At 44.6% G+C, this 17366-nt stretch carries 19 protein-coding genes; 7 read left to right on the forward strand and 12 right to left on the reverse strand.

Annotated features, from left to right (window positions below; genetic code table 11):
- Positions 1-37: 37 nt before the first annotated feature.
- Positions 38-940 carry a radical SAM protein gene (locus tag ABE547_RS11765; protein ID WP_347378970.1) on the reverse strand — a complete coding sequence of 301 codons (903 nt, stop codon included), beginning with the start codon at positions 938-940 and terminating at the stop codon, positions 38-40.
- A gap of 164 nt (positions 941-1104) precedes the next feature.
- On the opposite strand from ABE547_RS11765, the gene ABE547_RS11770 reads away from it, so the two are divergent.
- From ABE547_RS11770 to ABE547_RS11795, 6 genes are all read left to right on the forward strand, one after another.
- Positions 1105-1992: a DegV family protein gene (locus ABE547_RS11770; RefSeq protein WP_347378971.1), complete on the forward strand. Its 888-nt coding sequence runs from the start codon at positions 1105-1107 to the stop codon at positions 1990-1992.
- 33 nt (positions 1993-2025) lie between these two features.
- Positions 2026-2895, forward strand: a complete 870-nt coding sequence (locus ABE547_RS11775) for a DegV family protein (RefSeq protein WP_347378972.1) — start codon at positions 2026-2028, stop codon at positions 2893-2895.
- Between the two features lie 41 nt (positions 2896-2936).
- Positions 2937-3455 carry a GNAT family protein gene (locus tag ABE547_RS11780; RefSeq protein ID WP_347378973.1) on the forward strand — a complete coding sequence of 173 codons (519 nt, stop codon included), beginning with the start codon at positions 2937-2939 and terminating at the stop codon, positions 3453-3455.
- 138 nt (positions 3456-3593) lie between these two features.
- On the forward strand, positions 3594-3803 hold the full coding sequence (locus ABE547_RS11785) for a TetR/AcrR family transcriptional regulator (protein ID WP_347378974.1): 210 nt from the start codon (positions 3594-3596) through the stop codon (positions 3801-3803).
- The gene (locus tag ABE547_RS11790; protein ID WP_347378975.1) at positions 3782-4072 is read left to right on the forward strand and encodes a hypothetical protein; all 291 of its coding nucleotides are present in this window, start codon (positions 3782-3784) and stop codon (positions 4070-4072) included. Before ABE547_RS11785 ends, ABE547_RS11790 begins: the two co-directional genes overlap by 22 nt.
- A complete protein-coding gene (locus tag ABE547_RS11795; protein WP_347378976.1) occupies positions 4065-5447 on the forward strand; it encodes an MATE family efflux transporter in 1383 nt (460 codons plus the stop codon). Before ABE547_RS11790 ends, ABE547_RS11795 begins: the two co-directional genes overlap by 8 nt.
- On the opposite strand, the gene ABE547_RS11800 is transcribed toward ABE547_RS11795, so the two are convergent.
- From ABE547_RS11800 to ABE547_RS11820, 5 genes are all read right to left on the reverse strand, one after another.
- Positions 5444-6760: an MATE family efflux transporter gene (locus ABE547_RS11800; RefSeq protein WP_347378977.1), complete on the reverse strand. Its 1317-nt coding sequence runs from the start codon at positions 6758-6760 to the stop codon at positions 5444-5446. The two genes, ABE547_RS11795 and ABE547_RS11800, sit on opposite strands and share 4 nt — an antisense overlap.
- A 61-nt stretch (positions 6761-6821) precedes the next feature.
- Complete coding sequence (locus tag ABE547_RS11805) at positions 6822-7403, reverse strand: HD domain-containing protein (RefSeq protein WP_347378978.1); 582 nt, start codon at positions 7401-7403, stop codon at positions 6822-6824.
- 23 nt (positions 7404-7426) lie between these two features.
- Positions 7427-7840 carry a hypothetical protein gene (locus ABE547_RS11810; RefSeq protein WP_347378979.1) on the reverse strand — a complete coding sequence of 138 codons (414 nt, stop codon included), beginning with the start codon at positions 7838-7840 and terminating at the stop codon, positions 7427-7429.
- 142 nt (positions 7841-7982) lie between these two features.
- The gene (locus ABE547_RS11815; protein WP_347378980.1) at positions 7983-9227 is read right to left on the reverse strand and encodes an aminopeptidase P N-terminal domain-containing protein; all 1245 of its coding nucleotides are present in this window, start codon (positions 9225-9227) and stop codon (positions 7983-7985) included.
- Between the two features lie 49 nt (positions 9228-9276).
- On the reverse strand, positions 9277-10632 hold the full coding sequence (locus ABE547_RS11820) for an MATE family efflux transporter (protein ID WP_347378981.1): 1356 nt from the start codon (positions 10630-10632) through the stop codon (positions 9277-9279).
- Between the two features lie 207 nt (positions 10633-10839).
- On the opposite strand from ABE547_RS11820, the gene ABE547_RS11825 reads away from it, so the two are divergent.
- Entirely contained in the window at positions 10840-11406 is a 567-nt protein-coding gene (locus ABE547_RS11825; protein WP_347378982.1) for a DUF2148 domain-containing protein, read from the forward strand.
- A gap of 103 nt (positions 11407-11509) precedes the next feature.
- Here ABE547_RS11825 and ABE547_RS11830 read toward each other — a convergent pair whose 3' ends face one another.
- From ABE547_RS11830 to ABE547_RS11855, 6 genes are all read right to left on the reverse strand, one after another.
- Positions 11510-12673 (reverse strand): aminotransferase class I/II-fold pyridoxal phosphate-dependent enzyme, encoded by a 1164-nt coding sequence (locus tag ABE547_RS11830; protein ID WP_347378983.1) that lies wholly within the window; start codon positions 12671-12673, stop codon positions 11510-11512.
- A 22-nt stretch (positions 12674-12695) separates the two neighbouring features.
- On the reverse strand, positions 12696-13358 hold the full coding sequence (locus ABE547_RS11835) for a hypothetical protein (protein WP_347378984.1): 663 nt from the start codon (positions 13356-13358) through the stop codon (positions 12696-12698).
- A gap of 165 nt (positions 13359-13523) precedes the next feature.
- Positions 13524-15074 (reverse strand): L-glutamate gamma-semialdehyde dehydrogenase, encoded by a 1551-nt coding sequence (locus ABE547_RS11840; protein ID WP_347378985.1) that lies wholly within the window; start codon positions 15072-15074, stop codon positions 13524-13526.
- A 154-nt stretch (positions 15075-15228) separates the two neighbouring features.
- On the reverse strand, positions 15229-15969 hold the full coding sequence (locus tag ABE547_RS11845) for a copper homeostasis protein CutC (RefSeq protein WP_347378986.1): 741 nt from the start codon (positions 15967-15969) through the stop codon (positions 15229-15231).
- Between the two features lie 24 nt (positions 15970-15993).
- Positions 15994-16344: a cupin domain-containing protein gene (locus ABE547_RS11850; RefSeq protein ID WP_347378987.1), complete on the reverse strand. Its 351-nt coding sequence runs from the start codon at positions 16342-16344 to the stop codon at positions 15994-15996.
- 17 nt (positions 16345-16361) lie between these two features.
- Positions 16362-17351: a Gfo/Idh/MocA family oxidoreductase gene (locus tag ABE547_RS11855; protein ID WP_347378988.1), complete on the reverse strand. Its 990-nt coding sequence runs from the start codon at positions 17349-17351 to the stop codon at positions 16362-16364.
- Between the last annotated feature and the right edge of the window lie 15 nt (positions 17352-17366).

The raw sequence follows: 17366 nt of genomic DNA on the forward strand, positions 1-17366 counted from the left end.
ATACTCCCTCAGCTTTTCTTGTAGATATCGCTGATGTCTATACTCCTTCGTTATCGAATTCCGGGATGAAGCTTTCTTCTGCTACATCTCCTTCCTGGAAAAAGCCGCATTCTATCCCTAATTCCAGTGCATAATCTATGACTTTTTCGTACTCTCTTTTTGTCACTTTCCGGCTAAGGGTCTTATGTTCTTTGACCTGCGGCATCGGAGTATACTGATTCATGATGCTGATATAGATACGGTCGCCATAGGTCTCATACAGATATCGCAGTACTGCTTTTGAATTTTTCACATGTCCTGGAAGCACCAGATGCCGTACGATTACGCCCGAAAGCGCCATCCCGGTTCTTTCATCCATCTTCAGTGTTCCGGTCTGTCTTACCATCTCTTCCAATGCACTTTTTGCATATTCCGGATAATCCGGAGCATTGGAATATTCCTTTGCCAGTGCACTGTCCATGTACTTAAAGTCCGGAAGATAGATATCTACATATCCTTCCAGTCTTTTCAGAGTCTCCGGCTTTTCATATCCGCTGGTATTATATACGATTGGAAGATGCAGACCATTGCTTCTGGCTATATCCAGTGCTTCTATGATGTGCGGCGTGTAATGCGTCGGCGTGACCAGATTGATATTGGCAGCCCCTTTTTCCTGAAGTTCCAGAAAGATCTGTGCCAACCGTTCGATCGATATGACTTTTCCTCTTTTCGCCGCCGCAATTTGATAATTCTGGCAGAATCTGCAGCGCATGGGACATCCGGAAAAGAACACCGCTCCGGATCCGGAAGCCCCTGATATACAGGGCTCCTCCCACATATGAAGAGCGGCACGGGCAACAACAAGTTTTTCAGATGCCCCACAGTATCCCTTTTGTCCCCCACTTCTGTTTACTTTGCAATTTCGCGGACATAATCTGCATTCTTCCATATGCATTCTCATATTTATCCTCCACCTTCTCTTTCTGCAGTCAGTATAACATAATTTCAGGAGATTTCTTTGCGTTCCTTGTGGAAATGTTGAATTTGTTCCACGAAAATGTTACAATTTTGATGTTTAGAATACTTGAAGTTTCTTTGAGTTCCAGAAAGGAGTGTATGATAAACATGAGTAATTTTATAATCAGCTGCTGTTCCACAGCAGACCTTACAGAAGAACATTTTAAAGCACGCGATATTTCCTATATTTGCTTCCATTTTGAATTAAACGGGAAAGAATATACCGATGACCTTGGAAAATCTATTCCATTTGACCAGTTTTACAAGGCAATGGCCGACGGCGCCGAAACGAAGACATCCCAGGTAAACGCAGATGAATTCGAAACTTATTTCGAATCATTTCTGAAAGAGGGAAAAGACATTCTGCATGTATGTCTGTCTTCGGGAATCTCCGGTGTCATTAATTCAGCCATGATTGCCAGATCCGAACTGGAAGAACGTTATCCGGATCGCAGGATCTACATTGTTGACTCACTGGGTGCTTCCTCCGGTTATGGCCTTTTGATGGACCGCCTGGCGGACCTTCGTGATGAGGGAAAAAGTATCGAAGAAGTCCGGGATTATGCGGAGGCACACAAGTTAAATCTGCATCACTGGTTTTTCTCCACAGACCTTACCTTCTATGTAAAAGGTGGAAGAATCTCCAAAACAGCCGGATTTATCGGAGGTGCCTTGAGTCTCTGCCCGCTTCTTAATATGGATAACGAAGGGCATCTGATTCCCCGTTACAAGATCCGCACAAAGAAAAAAGTTATTCGTGCGATCGTTGATAAGATGGAAGAGTGTGCAGATGACGGACTGGAATATTCCGGGAAATGCTATATCTCACATTCCGGGTGTTATGAGGATGCACGAGCTGTTGCCGATCTGGTAGAAGCACGGTTTCCAAAATTAAACGGACGCGTTGAGATCTACAGTGTCGGAACCACCATAGGAAGCCACACAGGCCCTGGAACCGTAGCATTGTTCTTCTGGGGAAAAGAGCGAACCGATTAGAATAAGAATAAGAACAAAGGAGGATTTTCACCTATGAAAACAGCTGTTATGACTGACACAAACAGCGGAATCAGCCAGCAGGACGCCAGATCCATGGGGATCTTTCTTCTGCCCATGCCGGTCATTATCGATGAAGAGACTCGTTATGAGGGGATTGACCTCACAGAAGAAGAATTCTACGAGAGTCTGAAAGGCGGAAAGAATGTATCCACATCCCAGCCTTCTCCCGCGGACGTCATGGACATGTGGGATCAGATTCTGAAGGAAGGATATGACGAGATCATTCACATCCCGATGTCCAGTGGATTAAGCGCTTCCTGCCCCACTGCGATCAGCCTTTCTGCAGACTATGACGGCAAAGTCATGGTTGCAGACAATCACAGAATCTCCGTAACACAAAAGGCTTCTGTTCTATATGCAAAAAAACTTGCTGACGCAGGCCTTCCTGCAAAAGAGATTAAGGCAAAACTGGAAGCAGATGCTTACAACTCCAGCATCTACATCGCAGTAGACACTCTGGAATTTCTGAAAAAAGGGGGCAGAGTCACACCTGCCGGTGCTGCGCTTGGAGCTGTGCTGAATATCAAGCCTCTTCTGACGATTCAAGGTGAAAAACTGGATGCGTTTGCCAAGCTTCGCGGCATGAAAAAGTGCAAGGCCAGGATGGTAGAGGCTTTAAAGAATGACAGAGAGACGCGATTTAAAGATATTCCTGCAGAGCGCCTGCTGATCGGTACTGCCGGCGCCAATCTGACGGAACAGGAAGCATCCGAATGGAAACAGATGATGGAAGATGCCTTTCCGGGTGCTTATGTATACTATGATCCACTGTCTTACAGTGTCGGATGCCATGTAGGACCGAAAGCATACGGTACAGGAATCAGTATTGTTGCAGAAGATTAATTTTTGTTCATACACATAAAAAATATAAGAAGGAAACCATTATGTGTGAAACAGGCAATATTATCTATCGTGAACCCGTTGTAGAGGATGCCGGAAAGATTGTAGACTTCTACAATTATGTAGGCGGAGAGACATTTTATCTCAGCTTCGAAAAAGACGAGTATCCAATGAATGAAGAACAGCAGCGGGAGGACATTCTGTCAACCAATGCTCATCCGGCATGCATCATGATCCTTGCCATGGATGGACAGGAGATCGCAGGAATCGGAACCATCCATTCCGGCAACAAGATCAAATCCCGTCATCAGGGAGAGCTCGGAATTGTTGTTGCGAAAAAGTACCAGAAAAAAGGGATCGGAAGTGAGATCATCCGACGTCTGATCGACTTCTGTAAAGAGAATGGAATTACTACTCGAATTCAACTGGATACACTTTGCGCCAACGAGGTCGCTGTAAAACTGTATGAAAAGTTTGGATTTGAGATTGAAGGACATCTGCGTAATCAAACACGTGTAGACGGGGTATATTATGACCTGTATGTTATGGGACTGATGCTATAATACGTTTTCCTGTAACACCTTCTTACCCGATCTATAGACTTCTGGATTTTTCCAGTGAATAATATTGACCACCAGGTCTATTTGTGACATGCTACAAAATAGACCCGATGGTCAATTTTTTTGCAAAAGGATGATCTTATGAATCGCGAAGAAAAAAATCAACAGACCAAACGTCGGATTATGGAAAGTGCACTTGCTGAATTTTCACAAAAAGGCTATGGAGCCAGCTCTGTAAATACCATTTGCGCTGCCCAGAATATATCAAAAGGAATCATCTACCATTATTTTAAAACCAAAGATGATCTTTACCTTGCATGTGTGGAAGAATGTTTTCAGCTGCTCATTTAAAAGAAGGCATTCAGGAACGAATGCAGGCGTATGATGACCTGAATATCGATATTCTGAAAAATCTGCTGAAATTGCTGCCCCTGAATCCTCATTTTACCAACGCAGAGGTGGTAGACACCTTCCGCCAATTTCAGGATTTTATTAACGCAAAGTGTCAGATTGCTCATATGAGCACAGCGGAATTTGAAATTCGTGAAGATCGCTGCCATAAGGCATTAGAAATATTACTTTATGGCGTTATTGACAGAAAGGAGACCTCACATGACTGAAAAAGTTTCACAATCGCAATCTGTTCTCGGAAGCATGAACCCTTCCAGAGCAATTGTAAAACTTGCAGTTCCTGCAACCCTTGCCCTATTAGCCAAAGCAGTCTATAACATTGTGGATACTGCTTATATCGGAATGCTGCATTCCAATCTGGCTCTGACTGCTGTAGGAGTAACCTTACCGTTATTGTTAATTATGGTATCTATTGAAAATATCTTTGCCGCCGGCGCCGCCGTACTTGCCGGACGCCAGCTGGGTGCAAAAGATGACGAAGGTGCCAGCATAACCGTAACCACCGTTATCGGCCTGTCCATCATAATCGGTGTAATTCTGTGTGTAGGAGGCATTTTCTTTATAGAACCTCTGCTGCGCTCCTTTGGCGCTTCAGACGCATCACTTCCTCTTGCCAAAGATTATGCATTCTGGATGTTTATTGCAGCTCTGGCAAATCTACCTGCACAGAGTATGAACTGCTCTGCCCGCGCGGAATCTTCCGTGAAGATTTCTTCGATCGCTGTTATTACAGGTGCATTGTTAAATGTAATACTGGATCCGATCTTTATGTTTGACTTTGGTCTTAACATGGGAGTAGAAGGTGCTTCTCTTGCAACTACAGTTTCACAGTTTGTTGCATTTGCCATCCTTGCGTGGTTCTACCTCAGTGGTCGGTCTGTAATCAGGATTAAAGTCAGATCTTTCCAGCCGAGCTGGAAGCTGATCAAAACAGTAACTTTAATCGGTATTCCAACTGCAGTAATACAGATCTGCCTCTCCGTTGCTTCTTCTCTGACCAATATTGCTTCCGCTCCTCTGCCTGATGCAGATGAGATCATTGCTGCCTATGGTGTTGTCCAGCGACTGATTCTGATCGGATGCTATATTGTCATGGGATTTATGCAGGGCTATCAGCCAGTGGCATCCTACGCATTTGGCGCAAAGAACGAAAATCGCTTTCATCAGTCCGTGCGCTTTGCCTTGAAAGGTTCTCTTCTTCTGACAGTAATCGTCGAAGCAGTGTATATTATACTGTCACAGCCGTTGATTATGCTGTTTAATCGCAACCCACTCATCATCGAATACGGCAGATACCTTTTGATTGCCCAGGTAGCTCTTTATCCTGCCTTCGGCCTGTGTTATATGATGACCATCACTTTCCAGACCATCGGTTCATCAAGGTTCGGACTCTTTCTTTCCATGATCCGACAAGGGATCTTCTACGTTCCCTTTATCCTGACTCTGCCGAAACTTCTCGGTGTGACTGGAATCTACTTTACACAGCCTGCAGCGGACATTCTGACGATTCTGGTCTGCATCTTTTCAATCAAGCCAATGAAGCGAATTGCCTCAGAAAATATGGCCTTACAAAACTCCGTCTAATCCGATTTTCTGACAGCAGCGATCATTAAGGCGGTCGTCAGAAGTTCTGCCGCCGGAAATGCAAGCCATATTCCGGTCATTCCAAGCAGACCCGCAAGCACATATGCACATACGCTGATCGCAAGTACTCCTCTCACAATTGAGGTAAAAAATGCCCATCCGGCCTTCTCAGTCGCTCCCAGGTATCCGGTTCCCACCATATTAAAGCCCGCAAACAGAAAGCCTATAAAATAGAGTCTGACACCTTCCAACGCATATACTGCCATCTGCCCGTTCTGTTCACTGTTAAATATACGCACGATCGGTTCTGTAAAGACATTGGTAGCCAGAACAACCAGTATTGCAAGCACGATCGAAGTTCCGACTGCCATTTCAAGAATCTTTCTTACAGATTCCCGATCTCCCTTTCCATAACATTCACTGAAAAGCGGTTGTGACCCCTGTGATACTCCATTGAATATGGAAGTGGCAACGATCGCTGTATTTGCAACGATTCCATATGCTGCCACACCATCATTGCCCGCCAGTCCCAGAATCAGAAAGTTGAAGATCACAGTCGTCACTCCGGAAGCAATCTCACCAATGAACGCTGACATTCCAAGCTGACATGCTTCGATCAGCCGTTTCAGTGAAGGTCTGCGCCATACCCATCGAATAGTGCTTCTCTTCGAGAAAAAGTGCCGGCAGCACATCAGAATTCCCACGACCGGCGAAAATGCAGTTGCCAGCGCAGCTCCCGCCATGCCCATGCCAAATGGAAACATCAGCACATAATCCATCACAATATTAAACAGACTGCTGAAGAGTGTCGCCTGCATTGCAAGAGACGGACTTCCGTCATTTCTCACAAATGCATTACAGATGTGGTTCCCCATAAAAAATGGAGCAAACAACAGAAAGATTCTGGTATACGAGGTACCTACCGCGACAATCCTCGCATCTCCTCCAAGAAATGCGATCAGTTTTCCCGGTACGAATATCCCCATGCCTATAAAAACGATTCCAAATATCAGCGCAAACATCAGCGCATTTGAAAAAAACTCATCTGCCTTTCTATCTTTCCTGGCACGCAGAATATTGAATCTCGTTGCAGATCCCACTCCGATCATCGCTCCGACTCCAAAGATCAGACTGTAGATCGGAAGCACCAGATTCAACGCAGTAATTCCATCTGCTCCTTCTGCCTTTGAGATAAAAAAGGTATCTGCCAGTACATAGGCAGATATCCCGATCATTCCCAATATGTTCTGAGAGACATACCGTGCGAACTTGCTCTCAATCCTGTTTTTTTCTGCTACTCTCTCAATAACCATGATTTCCCCCAGATTGTACTTACTCTTACTGTTTCTCAGTATAACAAATTTTATGAACTTTTCAATGAAAAAGTACCTTTTGAATCTCTTCTTCACAGGACCTCATCGCATCAATGGTCTTTTCAATCAGCGTATTCAGTTCCCATCCCAGCATATCCGCACCACGTTCGATCACTTCTCTGGAGCATCCTGCGGCAAAGTTTTTGCTTTTATATTTCTTCTTAACGGACTTCACTTCCATGTCCTGAACACTTTTTGATGGACGCATCAATGCTGCGGCACCAATCAGACCTGTAAGCTCGTCGACCGCATACAGGACTTTTTCCATCTCATGCTCCGGCTTTACGTCTACCGTTAATGCATATCCATGACTGCAGACTGCATGGATGATATCCTCCCCGACTCCGGCTTCACGCAACAGTTCCGGGGCTTTGATGCAATGTTCTTCTGGGTATTGCTCAAAATCGATATCATGGAGCAGCCCGACAATTCCCCAGTATTCCGCTTCTTCCGAATATCCAAGTTCCACTGCATACCATTTCATCACACCCTCTACCGTCAGCGCATGCTGAATATGAAATGAATCCTGATTATACTTTAATAATAATTTCCATGCTTCTTCCCGTTTGATATACTGACTCATTCTTTTGATTCCTTCTTTCTTCATTATATAAAATATTCGATGGTTGTCTCCATCGTCTTTTTGGTACAGTCGTTATAGATAATTACAGCTTCTCTCTCACCTTCCGGCCCCAGGGCATATAATTCGGTTGTTTCGCGGTTAAACCGCTCTTCATCCACAATCCGGTTATACCGGAAGGGCTGATCTTTTACCTGCACGATTCCGGGTTCTTCATATTTTTCTTCCACATAATACGGATCAAACATCATCGCCGCACAGGAGGTCCCCTTCTTACCCATAACACCGTCTCCGTCATAACAATCCAGACAATAAAGCATGATATTACGGATAATAACCGGCGAGATCTCCTCACGATCAAATAAAAAACTGATGGCATTCAACATTGACGTCGGTCCACAATCATATTCCGACAATTGATAATGAAGTGGATTTTTCATAAGCATACCTCCAAGTTTTCCTATCTGTTTGATATGTATTATAAAAACGAAATCGAATTTCGTCAAGTGTTTTCATAAAAAAGAGAAACCCGATCCACTTTATCAGCGACCAGGTTTCTCTTCTTATAGCATAATCTATTCTTTATTCATTCATCACAGCCTCAATATCTTCTATCGTTCTCGGGATATCTGCCGACAGGTTCTCACATCCGTCTTCTGTCACCAGGCAGTTATCCTCCAGACGGAAGCCGATTCCCCATTCTTCATGATAGATTCCCACATCGATACAGAATGCCATACCCGGTGCAACAACATCCGGTGTCTTCACCACATCATGAACATCGAATCCGATGTGGTGTGCACCACCATGCCACATATAGGTTCCGATCTCATCATAAGAACTCAGTACACCTGCATCCTTCAATCGCTCACAATTATATCTGCGAATCTCCGCATCCACCTCCATCATCTTCATACCCGGCTTTACGATCTGGAACATATGATCCGACGTTGCAAGTGCACACTCATAGAGCAGTCTCTGTCTCTCATTGTATCTTCCGTTACACGGCCATCCTCTGGATACATCTGTAATCAGGTTATCATACTGTGCCCCTACATCATTCAGAATCATATCACCATCCTGTGCCTGTCCATGATATGAATAATAATGAATACAGAAGTTGTTCTTTCCTGCAGAGATAATTGACGGGAATCCCGGTCCTTTCGGCCCGAACTGACCGAGCGCATGGTCAAATTCCGCCTTATACTGATACTCATACATGCCTGGTCTGGAACTTTTCATCATTGCAAGAATACCAGCCTTTGTAATCTTTTCTGCCTCCCTTAATGCTTCGATCTCACACGGCTGCTTGATCAGTCTAAGTTCACGGATCAGGATATTCGCATTGCCGATCTGAAGATACGGGAAATGCTTTTGTGTATATCTGAGAAATCTTTGTGCCGGCCGATCAATATCTGATGCGTTGACGCGATACAGATCCAGATACAGAGATCCATAATTGCCTCCGGCTGCCATTCTACGAAAATCGGTTTCAAAATTCTGACCAAAACGAACGTCTTCAACTCCGGATATATCTGAAGCTTCCTGCGGCTTGACACGCACACCGGTCCAGCGCTCCTGCATCAGATTCGGCGGCAGGATATACAGACTTTCACTGACTGCTCCTTCTGCATCCTTCCTTGCAAACAAAACGGCCTCTTTACATTCCAGTCCTGTCAGATAGACAAAACTTCTGTCCGCGAAAAACGGATAATATTCATCATTCGTCTTTGTTACTTCCTCTCCCGAAAACAATACGAGCATAGCTCCTTCCGGAAGCTTTGCATACAGTCTTTCGCGATTTCCCTGATAAAATTCTGATTTCATTTCTTATATCCCCTTTACATTTTTATAGAATCTCTTAAGATTATCTCTTCTATGTTTCAAATTCCCGTGTCAGATCCTTCACCCATCTATACTTACGGTAATGGTACATAACCCACGGAATCTTTCCGACTTCATCCAGACAGGTACATGCATACACCACCAGAACAGGCCAGTGCAGGAAAAATGTCCCTGCTGCTGCCAGCGGGATCGCAATTCCCCACATACAGACTGCCAGACTGTACATATCAAACATTGTATCGCCTCCGGCGGCGAAGATTCCATTAATGACGATCGTATTGACAGTACGTCCGATCATATAGAACGCCATAATGACCATCATTCCGATCAGATATCGCTCTGCCTGATCTGTCATCTTGACAAAGCCCGTAACGAATGGAGTCACCGCCAGCATAATTGCCGTCGATAAAAAACCTGTCAGAAATGCGATCTTTGCCAGACGGTCTCCGTACTTCTTTCCACGCTCCAGATGTCCGGCGCCAAGCTCATTTCCAACCAGAATTCCCCCTCCGTTGGCAAGACCGTTGCACAGACAGCATACCAGATCTCTGACCACTGCCGCAATGGAATTAGCTGCCGTCGCATCTGTTCCAAGATGCCCCATAAATGCCGAATAGGATGTAAACCCGATTCCCCAGAACAAACTTGCCCCAAGAAGCGGAAGCATACACTTTCGAAAGTCCTTCGCCAGCAGATGATTCCGGTGAAACAGACGTCTCCATTCCGGATGAATATACCCTTTCCGACAGGAGTAGCTCAGCACCCAGATCAGTTCGATAACCCTTGCAATCAAAGTCGCCAGTGCCGCTCCCTGTACTTCCATTGCCGGAGCTCCAAAAAGCCCGAAGATAAACACCGCATTTAACACGATATTAATAAGCACTGCTCCGGAACTAACAATCGCCGTCTGCAGTGCATGCTCGCTGACCTTCATGATTGCCAGATAACACTGCGAGATTCCGGTCAGCAGATAAGACCATCCTGCAATCCTCAGATATCTGCTGCCGATCACAATCAGCGCTTCTTCGTTCGTAAATATCAGCATCAGATACCGCGGAAAACATACACAGCCGATAAAAAAGAGTAGCGATGCTGCCACACTCAGTCGAAGTCCCATACAGAAAATGTCATTCACCGTCTTCGAATCCTGTCTGCCCCAGTACTGTGCCCCCAGAATCACGATTGTAGAGACGATCGCAGCCAGTACCATGTTCTGTACAAACTGAATCTGTGTTGCCAGCGACACAGCTGACATAGAGTCCTGCGTTACCCTTCCCAGCATCAGCGCATCTGCAGCTGCCACAGATGCCAGCATCAGATTCTGCAGTGCGATCGGCGCCGCCAGCTGTCCTAACTTCTTCCAGAATATTTTATCTCCTGTATCCACCCTGCTTCTCCTTCATTTCCACTTATTGCAGACGTTATTATACTCCATATTCTTCTCTGTAACAAGACCACATGCATTTATTCCCATGAAAAAAGTCATGTAAAATCGAGGTCCACATGTTATAGTATAGATAGACTCATTTTTTACAGTACTCTTGTGAATACAAAGACACAAATGCAATTAAAAAAAGAGAAAAGAGGGATGACTATGTTATATTACAGTGATCAGATGGAAGAACAGGCTTTGCTGCAGACGGCCGCCCAGATGTGTGCAGCGGCAAGAACTGCACCAAAAGCAACCGGAAAAGACGTAATCTATACTATGGTGATTACCGGCGAGGAAAAAGCTGCACTGGTAGCTAAAATGCGTGAATTCGGCGAAAGAAATTTTCCTGACAAGGGTGTTGCATGGTATGAAAGAGATGCTTACAATGTACATCGCTCACAGGCTGTCGTACTGATCGGAGCAAAACGTTCTTACCGCGGGATCTCACACTGTGGCTATTGTGGCAACAAAGACTGTGCTGCCTGCAAAGAAGCAGGAGGAACCTGTGTATTCGCATCCATAGACCTCGGTATCGCTATCTCTTCTGCCGTCAGCATCGCTGCCGATGCAAGAATCGATACCCGTATTATGATGTCCATTGGAAAAGCTGCAGAGGAAATGAGATATCTGGATGAAGATATCCTGTGGATGGGTATTCCGCTCAGTATCTCCGGAAAGAGCATCTTCTTCGATCGCAATCCGGATCCGTCCAAACGGGACTGGACTTAAACCCAAAACAGTACACATAACCAAGCATGAAAAGGCCTCCGGACTTTCAGTCTGGAATTCTACATTCGCAGCCCGATGCCGGAGGCTTATGCTCTTTATTCCCTTATCGTTTCAGCACATGAATCCCGGACAATCGATCCAGTGCCTTATACAGTGTCTCATCCTGTTTTGCAAAATGAAACCGAATCAGATGATTGACCGGCTCCCGGAAGAAGCTGGAACCCGGAACGGCTCCCACGCCGACTTTCTTTGCCAGATCCACACAGAATTCTTCATCATTATCATACCCGAATTCCCCGATATCCACCAGCACGTAGTAAGCGCCCTGCGGTTCCGTACAGGTCAGTCCAATGTCTTTAAGTCCCCCGACAAATACTTCCTTCATATGCGTATATTTCTTCTGAAGCCATTCATAGTATTCATCACCAAACTGAAGGCCTGTGACAGCCGCTTCCATCAGCGGAGCCGCTGCACCCACCGTCAGAAAATCGTGAACCTTCTTCACTCTTTCGATCACTTCCGGACAGGCAATCACATATCCCAGCCGCCACCCGGTAATCGAATATGTTTTTGACAGAGAATTGCAGATGATCGTCCGCTCCCGCATACCCGGAAGCGTCGCCATGTATACGTGTTCATACGGCTTGTACAGAATATGCTCATATACCTCATCCGTGATTACAAAGAGATCATAACGAATGGCAAGCTCTGCAATCACAGACAATTCCTCTTTTGTAAATACCTTTCCACAAGGGTTGGAGGGATTGCACAGGATCAATGCCTTGACTCCCGGCTGCTTCATAGCGTGCTCCAGTTCCTCCGCATCGAAACAGAATGTCGGTGGTTTCAGTGGAACATAGATTGGTTCAGCACCGCTTAAGATGGCATCCGCACCATAATTTTCATAAAATGGGGAAAACACCACCACCTTATCTCCCGGATTGCATACTGTCATCATTGCCGCCATCATCGCCTCTGTGCTTCCACAGGTCACCACGATCTCCCGATCCGGATCTACTTTCATTCCGGAAAAATGTTCCTGCTTCTTCGCAAGTGCCTCCCTGAAGTTCTGTGCTCCCCAGGTCAATGCATACTGATGCGGTCCTTCAGCAGCCACTTCTGCCAGCCGGTCTGTAATCTCTGTCGGCGGCTCAAAATCCGGAAAGCCCTGCGACAGATTGACTGCCCCGTATTCCAGTGATACTCTGGTCATCCGCCGGATCACGGAATCAGTAAATACTTCTGTTCGTTTTGATAATTCTGGCATAACGATCCTCCTGGTATATCTTCTATGATTCACAATATCTACGCGTCAGTTTCGTGATCCATTTTTCATTGATCGGAAGAAATATTCCCGCTACCGGTCCTACAAGACAGGCACAGACAATCGTTCCGATTCCGACAGACCCTCCCAACAGAAATCCGATCACTACAAATGTCACATCTACAATAATCCTGACAATGCTGAACTTCTTATGTAGCTTATCGCTGGCCACAACTGCCACCAGGTCATTCGGCCCTGTACCCGCATCTGACTTGATTACAATCGTCATACCAAATGCAAGAATCGCACAGGCCGTAGCCAGAAGAAGCAGATTCAGCCACAAAGGATGAGCTTCTACAAAGAAGACCTCCAGAATTCCATTGAAAAAGTCAATGATCGGCCCTCCACATATCATACAGAGAAGTGTCCCAATCTTTATGTATGAGCGGTCAACAACCAGCAGCACCAAAATAATCAGAAAGCAAATCACAATATGTACTCGCCCATGCGTCAAAACTTCCCAGTGCAGACAGCGTTCCAACGTACGGAAAACTCCCTGAACCAGCACATTAAATGGATCTGTCCCCAGATTAACAAGTAGAAATAAAGTTACACCAAAATGCGCAATTACAAGTCCCACCAATAATATCACGACTCGTAAGCCTATTTCCTTCAGATTACGTTTCATTACATTTCTCCATTCTATCTGTATTTTCTCAACCGATTGTATCAATTATACCTTATACAAAGTATGAAAACAATAAAGGTTCTTAAAGTCCTGATATATATTTTAAGGGATGCAACTCATATGAGTCACATCCCTCTTGTATGTACTGTCTGTTTGTATCAGTTACTAGTCTGTAAGATCCTCTGTAATGGATTTCAAATTCATAAAGTTTCTCAGATAATCAGCTGTTCCTGTCTTTGCATCTGTACCAGAGAGATTGAATCCTCCGAATGGATGCTGAAGTACAACAGCAGCAGTTGACTTCCGATTGAAATACAGATTACCAACATGGAATGTCTTTTTCGCTTTTATCACATTTTCACGTGTCTCACTGTATACGGAGCCGGTCAGTGCATATTCTGTCTGATTTGCAACATCCAGAGCTTCATCAAAAGTATTGACCTTGATTACAGCAAGAACCGGTCCAAAGATCTCTTCATTCGCAATACGCGCCTCTCTTGTGATATCTCTTACAACAGTCGGATCAACAAAATATCCTGTCTCATCACTGTAGGTTCCACCATAGACAATGTTTCCTTCTTCTCTTGCTATCTCCACATAGCCCGTAATCTTATCGAAAGAAGCTTTATTGACAACCGGACCAATTGCACAGTTTTCCTGACCCGGTCCCTGACTTTCCTTTAACTTTTTCGTTTCTTCCACAACTGCTTCAACAAATGCATCGTATACATCGTCTAACACAATCGCACGTGAGCAAGCGGAGCATTTTTGTCCCTGGAACGTAAATGCAGAACTGACAACTCCCTGTGCGGCTTTCTGAATATTTGCAGAAGAATCAACGATAATTGCATTCTTTCCTCCCATCTCAGCAACAACTCTCTTCAGCCACTTCTGTCCGGGAGATACTTTTGCAGCGTGCTCATATATTCTGCATCCGACAGCTTTTGAACCTGTAAAATTGATAAATCTGGTCAATGGATGTTCAACCAGCAGATCGCCAATCTCAGATCCCTGTCCCGGAATATAGTTTACAACACCTGCCGGGATTCCGGCCTTTTCACATAACTCCTGCAGCTTATAGGCAACGATCGGTGTATCGGAAGATGGTTTTACACAGATTGTATTACCGGTAACTACCGCAGAAACAACCATACCGGCTGACAGAGAAACCGGGAAGTTCCATGGTGGAAGTGCCACACCCACACCAATCGGAATATAGATACATTTTGTGTGTTCGTCCGTCGGAACAAGCTCTAAACCTTTATCCAGATTCTGAATATGCATTACATAGGAATTGATAAAGTCTAACTGTTCGCAAAGCTCGCCGTCGGCTTCGCCCCAGTTTTTTCCGCTCTCTAAAACGTTCCACGCATCGATATAGAACCGGTTTTCAATCAATAATGTAGCAAGTTTTCGAAGCGTACGGACACGTTCATCGACCGTCGTATGGCTCCACGCTGCAAATGCCTTATTCGCCGTATGAATTGCCTGATCAGCAAGCTCTGCTGTACATGCACACACTGAACCAAGCACTTCTTTATTTGCCGGATTATAAGATGTAATGGTCTGATTCGTTGTAATGCGCTCTCCTCCGATGACTAACGGATACACCGTACCCTTTTCACTTTCAATCTGACGAAAGGCGTCCATAATTTTTTTCTGATTTTCTTCTAAAGAAAAATCAACTTCTACAGCGTTTTTAAATCCTGTAAGCATACACATACTTCCTGATAAATTATATAATGTAATCGTCTTTTGACATCACTATTACCATTATATATGTAACTGTTACTGAAATAAAGTAGAATATCATTCAAAAGGCATATTTTTTTCTTCAATTTTGCAGGATTCTTCCCCCCCAAAATTCATTTCATAACAATTCCATGCGTGCTTCTCGTATATATTTCTCTTCTGTCCGAATAATCTCATATTCACTAAATGCAGAAAACCCCATATTGATCCCCTCTTTGCGATAGGTCATTGAACTCTGAATATTCTTTTTACCTGACATGTGAAATGCATGTGCTCCCGTATATGGCTGCAAAATTCGAATCGTCCGGGCATCCACTCCCGCTCCGACCTGTATGGTGATCTTCCCGTCTTCCCGACGAACCAGTTCCCGCAGCAGATCCTTTCCGTCCAGGCAGTGATTCTGCTGTCCCGATGTCAGAATGGTATCAATTCCTAATTCCTTTGCCTGCTCCATCGTCTCAAAAGGATCGACACAGACATCAAACGCCCGGTGAAGCGTAACCGACATATCTTCGGCTTCTTCCATCAGCTGCCGCATTCTCTCCATATCCAGGCTTCCGTCCGGCTTCAGAATCCCTATGACGACTCCCTCGGCACCAAGCATACGAAACTTCCGGACAGCTCTTGCCATCACCCGAAACTCATAGTCCGAATAACAGAAATCCCCATATCTGGGACGGATCAGAACATAAGTCCTGATATCCGACACCTGACGGATCTCTTCAAACAGGCCTGCCTCCGGAGTCGTTCCACCTATGATCAGATTACCGCACAACTCCAGCCTGTCCGCTCCTCCACGTACAGCTGCCAGTGCAGATTCCACCGAATCCACGCACACTTCTAATGTAAACTTACCCATTTTATCAGCAACTACCTCTCATAATTATACAATCGCAACTTCAAACACCAGTAATTTCATATCTTCTTTCCCTGTATTATAGATGCCATGCTGTGCATAAGGCTGATTCATCATGATATCCCCTCTTTTTACTCTGATTTCCTTTCCATCCTGCTGGTACACTCCTTCCCCTTCCAGCAAAACATAGAATTCATTGTTCTTACCATGCGTATGTAAACCAAAACTGGATGCCGGCGGGATAATGGTATAATTAATAAAACTGACCGGCGCTTCTATCTCCTCTCCTGTGAATACCGTAGAATGTTGACATATCCCTTTCCCTTCATGGATCTTTTCATCATGCATCTTACATTCTAAGAAATTATGTATTTTCATAAATCTCCCTTCCTTCTCTACTCATTCACGACAATCCATTCCTGTTGCTTCGATGCCTGAATCGCTTTTTGCATCCAGTTGAAGCTTTTGAAATTATCCAGATAATCCGTTTCTGCTTTTCGATTTTCTCTTAAGGCTTCGCATGCTTCCCGAAGCATGGCAATTCTTGAATCTTCTTCCTGCTTCTCAGAATAGACTTCCTTTTTTTCTCCATCCAGCAATACATATATTTTACCTGTTTCTATTCGCATCACACCATTCTCACATTCTACTTCCCAGTTTCCATTCCAGTCTGTGGAAGATACCGGAGAAGCCAATGTGCCATTGTAGTGGAAAATAACATGATCTGTCATCTCAGTAACGATATCTGCACTGGCAGGTCTTTTTGCATACCAGCTGTAATCTGCCGGAAATTCTCTGCACCATACTCTGACAGGCTCTTTTCCGGTTAAAAAACGAGCAAGATCCAGATGATGAATCGTCACATCCTCCAGAAGCGGATGTTCCAATGCCCCATGATAAAACATACTGTAATCCGGATGATAATGCCTGAACATACATTGTATATGGTGTATACTACCCAAATGCTCTGTTTTCAGAATCTTTCCCGCTTCACGAAACACGGCATGATACCGATAATTTTCTCCGATCATCAAAAATCCCTGTGTCTCTTTTAAAATCTGTCCCATCCTCAAGGCATTTTCATAAGTATCTGCTATCGGCTTCTCGCATAATACTGCAATATGCTTTTTCAAAAGGAATGTACATATTTCGGAATGCAGATTCGGTGGAGTGACATTAATAACCAGATCCGGTTTTGTTTTCTCCAGTGCCTCAACCAGATTTTCATATTTGGGGACCTGTTCTGCTATTCCCTGCCATTTATCCTTTTGCTTTTCTACAACACCAACAAGGTCGGCACATTCCTGACATGCAGGCAATACATCTGCAGCCCAGCTGTGTCCGAAATTTCCCAATCCTAACACTAATACCTTTATTTTATCCATACGCTTTCACCCTGT

It is taken from the genome of Dorea sp. YH-dor226, assembly GCF_039832105.1.
GTDB lineage: Bacteria > Bacillota > Clostridia > Lachnospirales > Lachnospiraceae > Dorea_A.

Excerpts from the sequence above, each read along its gene's own strand:
- ABE547_RS11765 (WP_347378970.1), bottom strand. The coding sequence starts at position 940 with ATGAGAATGCATATGGAAGAATGCAGATTATGTCCGCGAAATTGCAAA.
- ABE547_RS11770 (WP_347378971.1), top strand. The coding sequence starts at position 1,105 with ATGAGTAATTTTATAATCAGCTGCTGTTCCACAGCAGACCTTACAGAA.
- ABE547_RS11775 (WP_347378972.1), top strand. The coding sequence starts at position 2,026 with ATGAAAACAGCTGTTATGACTGACACAAACAGCGGAATCAGCCAGCAG.
- ABE547_RS11780 (WP_347378973.1), top strand. The coding sequence starts at position 2,937 with ATGTGTGAAACAGGCAATATTATCTATCGTGAACCCGTTGTAGAGGAT.
- ABE547_RS11785 (WP_347378974.1), top strand. The coding sequence starts at position 3,594 with ATGAATCGCGAAGAAAAAAATCAACAGACCAAACGTCGGATTATGGAA.
- ABE547_RS11790 (WP_347378975.1), top strand. The coding sequence starts at position 3,782 with ATGTTTTCAGCTGCTCATTTAAAAGAAGGCATTCAGGAACGAATGCAG.
- ABE547_RS11795 (WP_347378976.1), top strand. The coding sequence starts at position 4,065 with ATGACTGAAAAAGTTTCACAATCGCAATCTGTTCTCGGAAGCATGAAC.
- ABE547_RS11800 (WP_347378977.1), bottom strand. The coding sequence starts at position 6,760 with ATGGTTATTGAGAGAGTAGCAGAAAAAAACAGGATTGAGAGCAAGTTC.
- ABE547_RS11805 (WP_347378978.1), bottom strand. The coding sequence starts at position 7,403 with ATGAGTCAGTATATCAAACGGGAAGAAGCATGGAAATTATTATTAAAG.
- ABE547_RS11810 (WP_347378979.1), bottom strand. The coding sequence starts at position 7,840 with ATGAAAAATCCACTTCATTATCAATTGTCGGAATATGATTGTGGACCG.
- ABE547_RS11815 (WP_347378980.1), bottom strand. The coding sequence starts at position 9,227 with ATGAAATCAGAATTTTATCAGGGAAATCGCGAAAGACTGTATGCAAAG.
- ABE547_RS11825 (WP_347378982.1), top strand. The coding sequence starts at position 10,840 with ATGTTATATTACAGTGATCAGATGGAAGAACAGGCTTTGCTGCAGACG.
- ABE547_RS11830 (WP_347378983.1), bottom strand. The coding sequence starts at position 12,673 with ATGCCAGAATTATCAAAACGAACAGAAGTATTTACTGATTCCGTGATC.
- ABE547_RS11835 (WP_347378984.1), bottom strand. The coding sequence starts at position 13,358 with ATGAAACGTAATCTGAAGGAAATAGGCTTACGAGTCGTGATATTATTG.
- ABE547_RS11840 (WP_347378985.1), bottom strand. The coding sequence starts at position 15,074 with ATGCTTACAGGATTTAAAAACGCTGTAGAAGTTGATTTTTCTTTAGAA.
- ABE547_RS11845 (WP_347378986.1), bottom strand. The coding sequence starts at position 15,969 with ATGGGTAAGTTTACATTAGAAGTGTGCGTGGATTCGGTGGAATCTGCA.
- ABE547_RS11850 (WP_347378987.1), bottom strand. The coding sequence starts at position 16,344 with ATGAAAATACATAATTTCTTAGAATGTAAGATGCATGATGAAAAGATC.
- ABE547_RS11855 (WP_347378988.1), bottom strand. The coding sequence starts at position 17,351 with ATGGATAAAATAAAGGTATTAGTGTTAGGATTGGGAAATTTCGGACAC.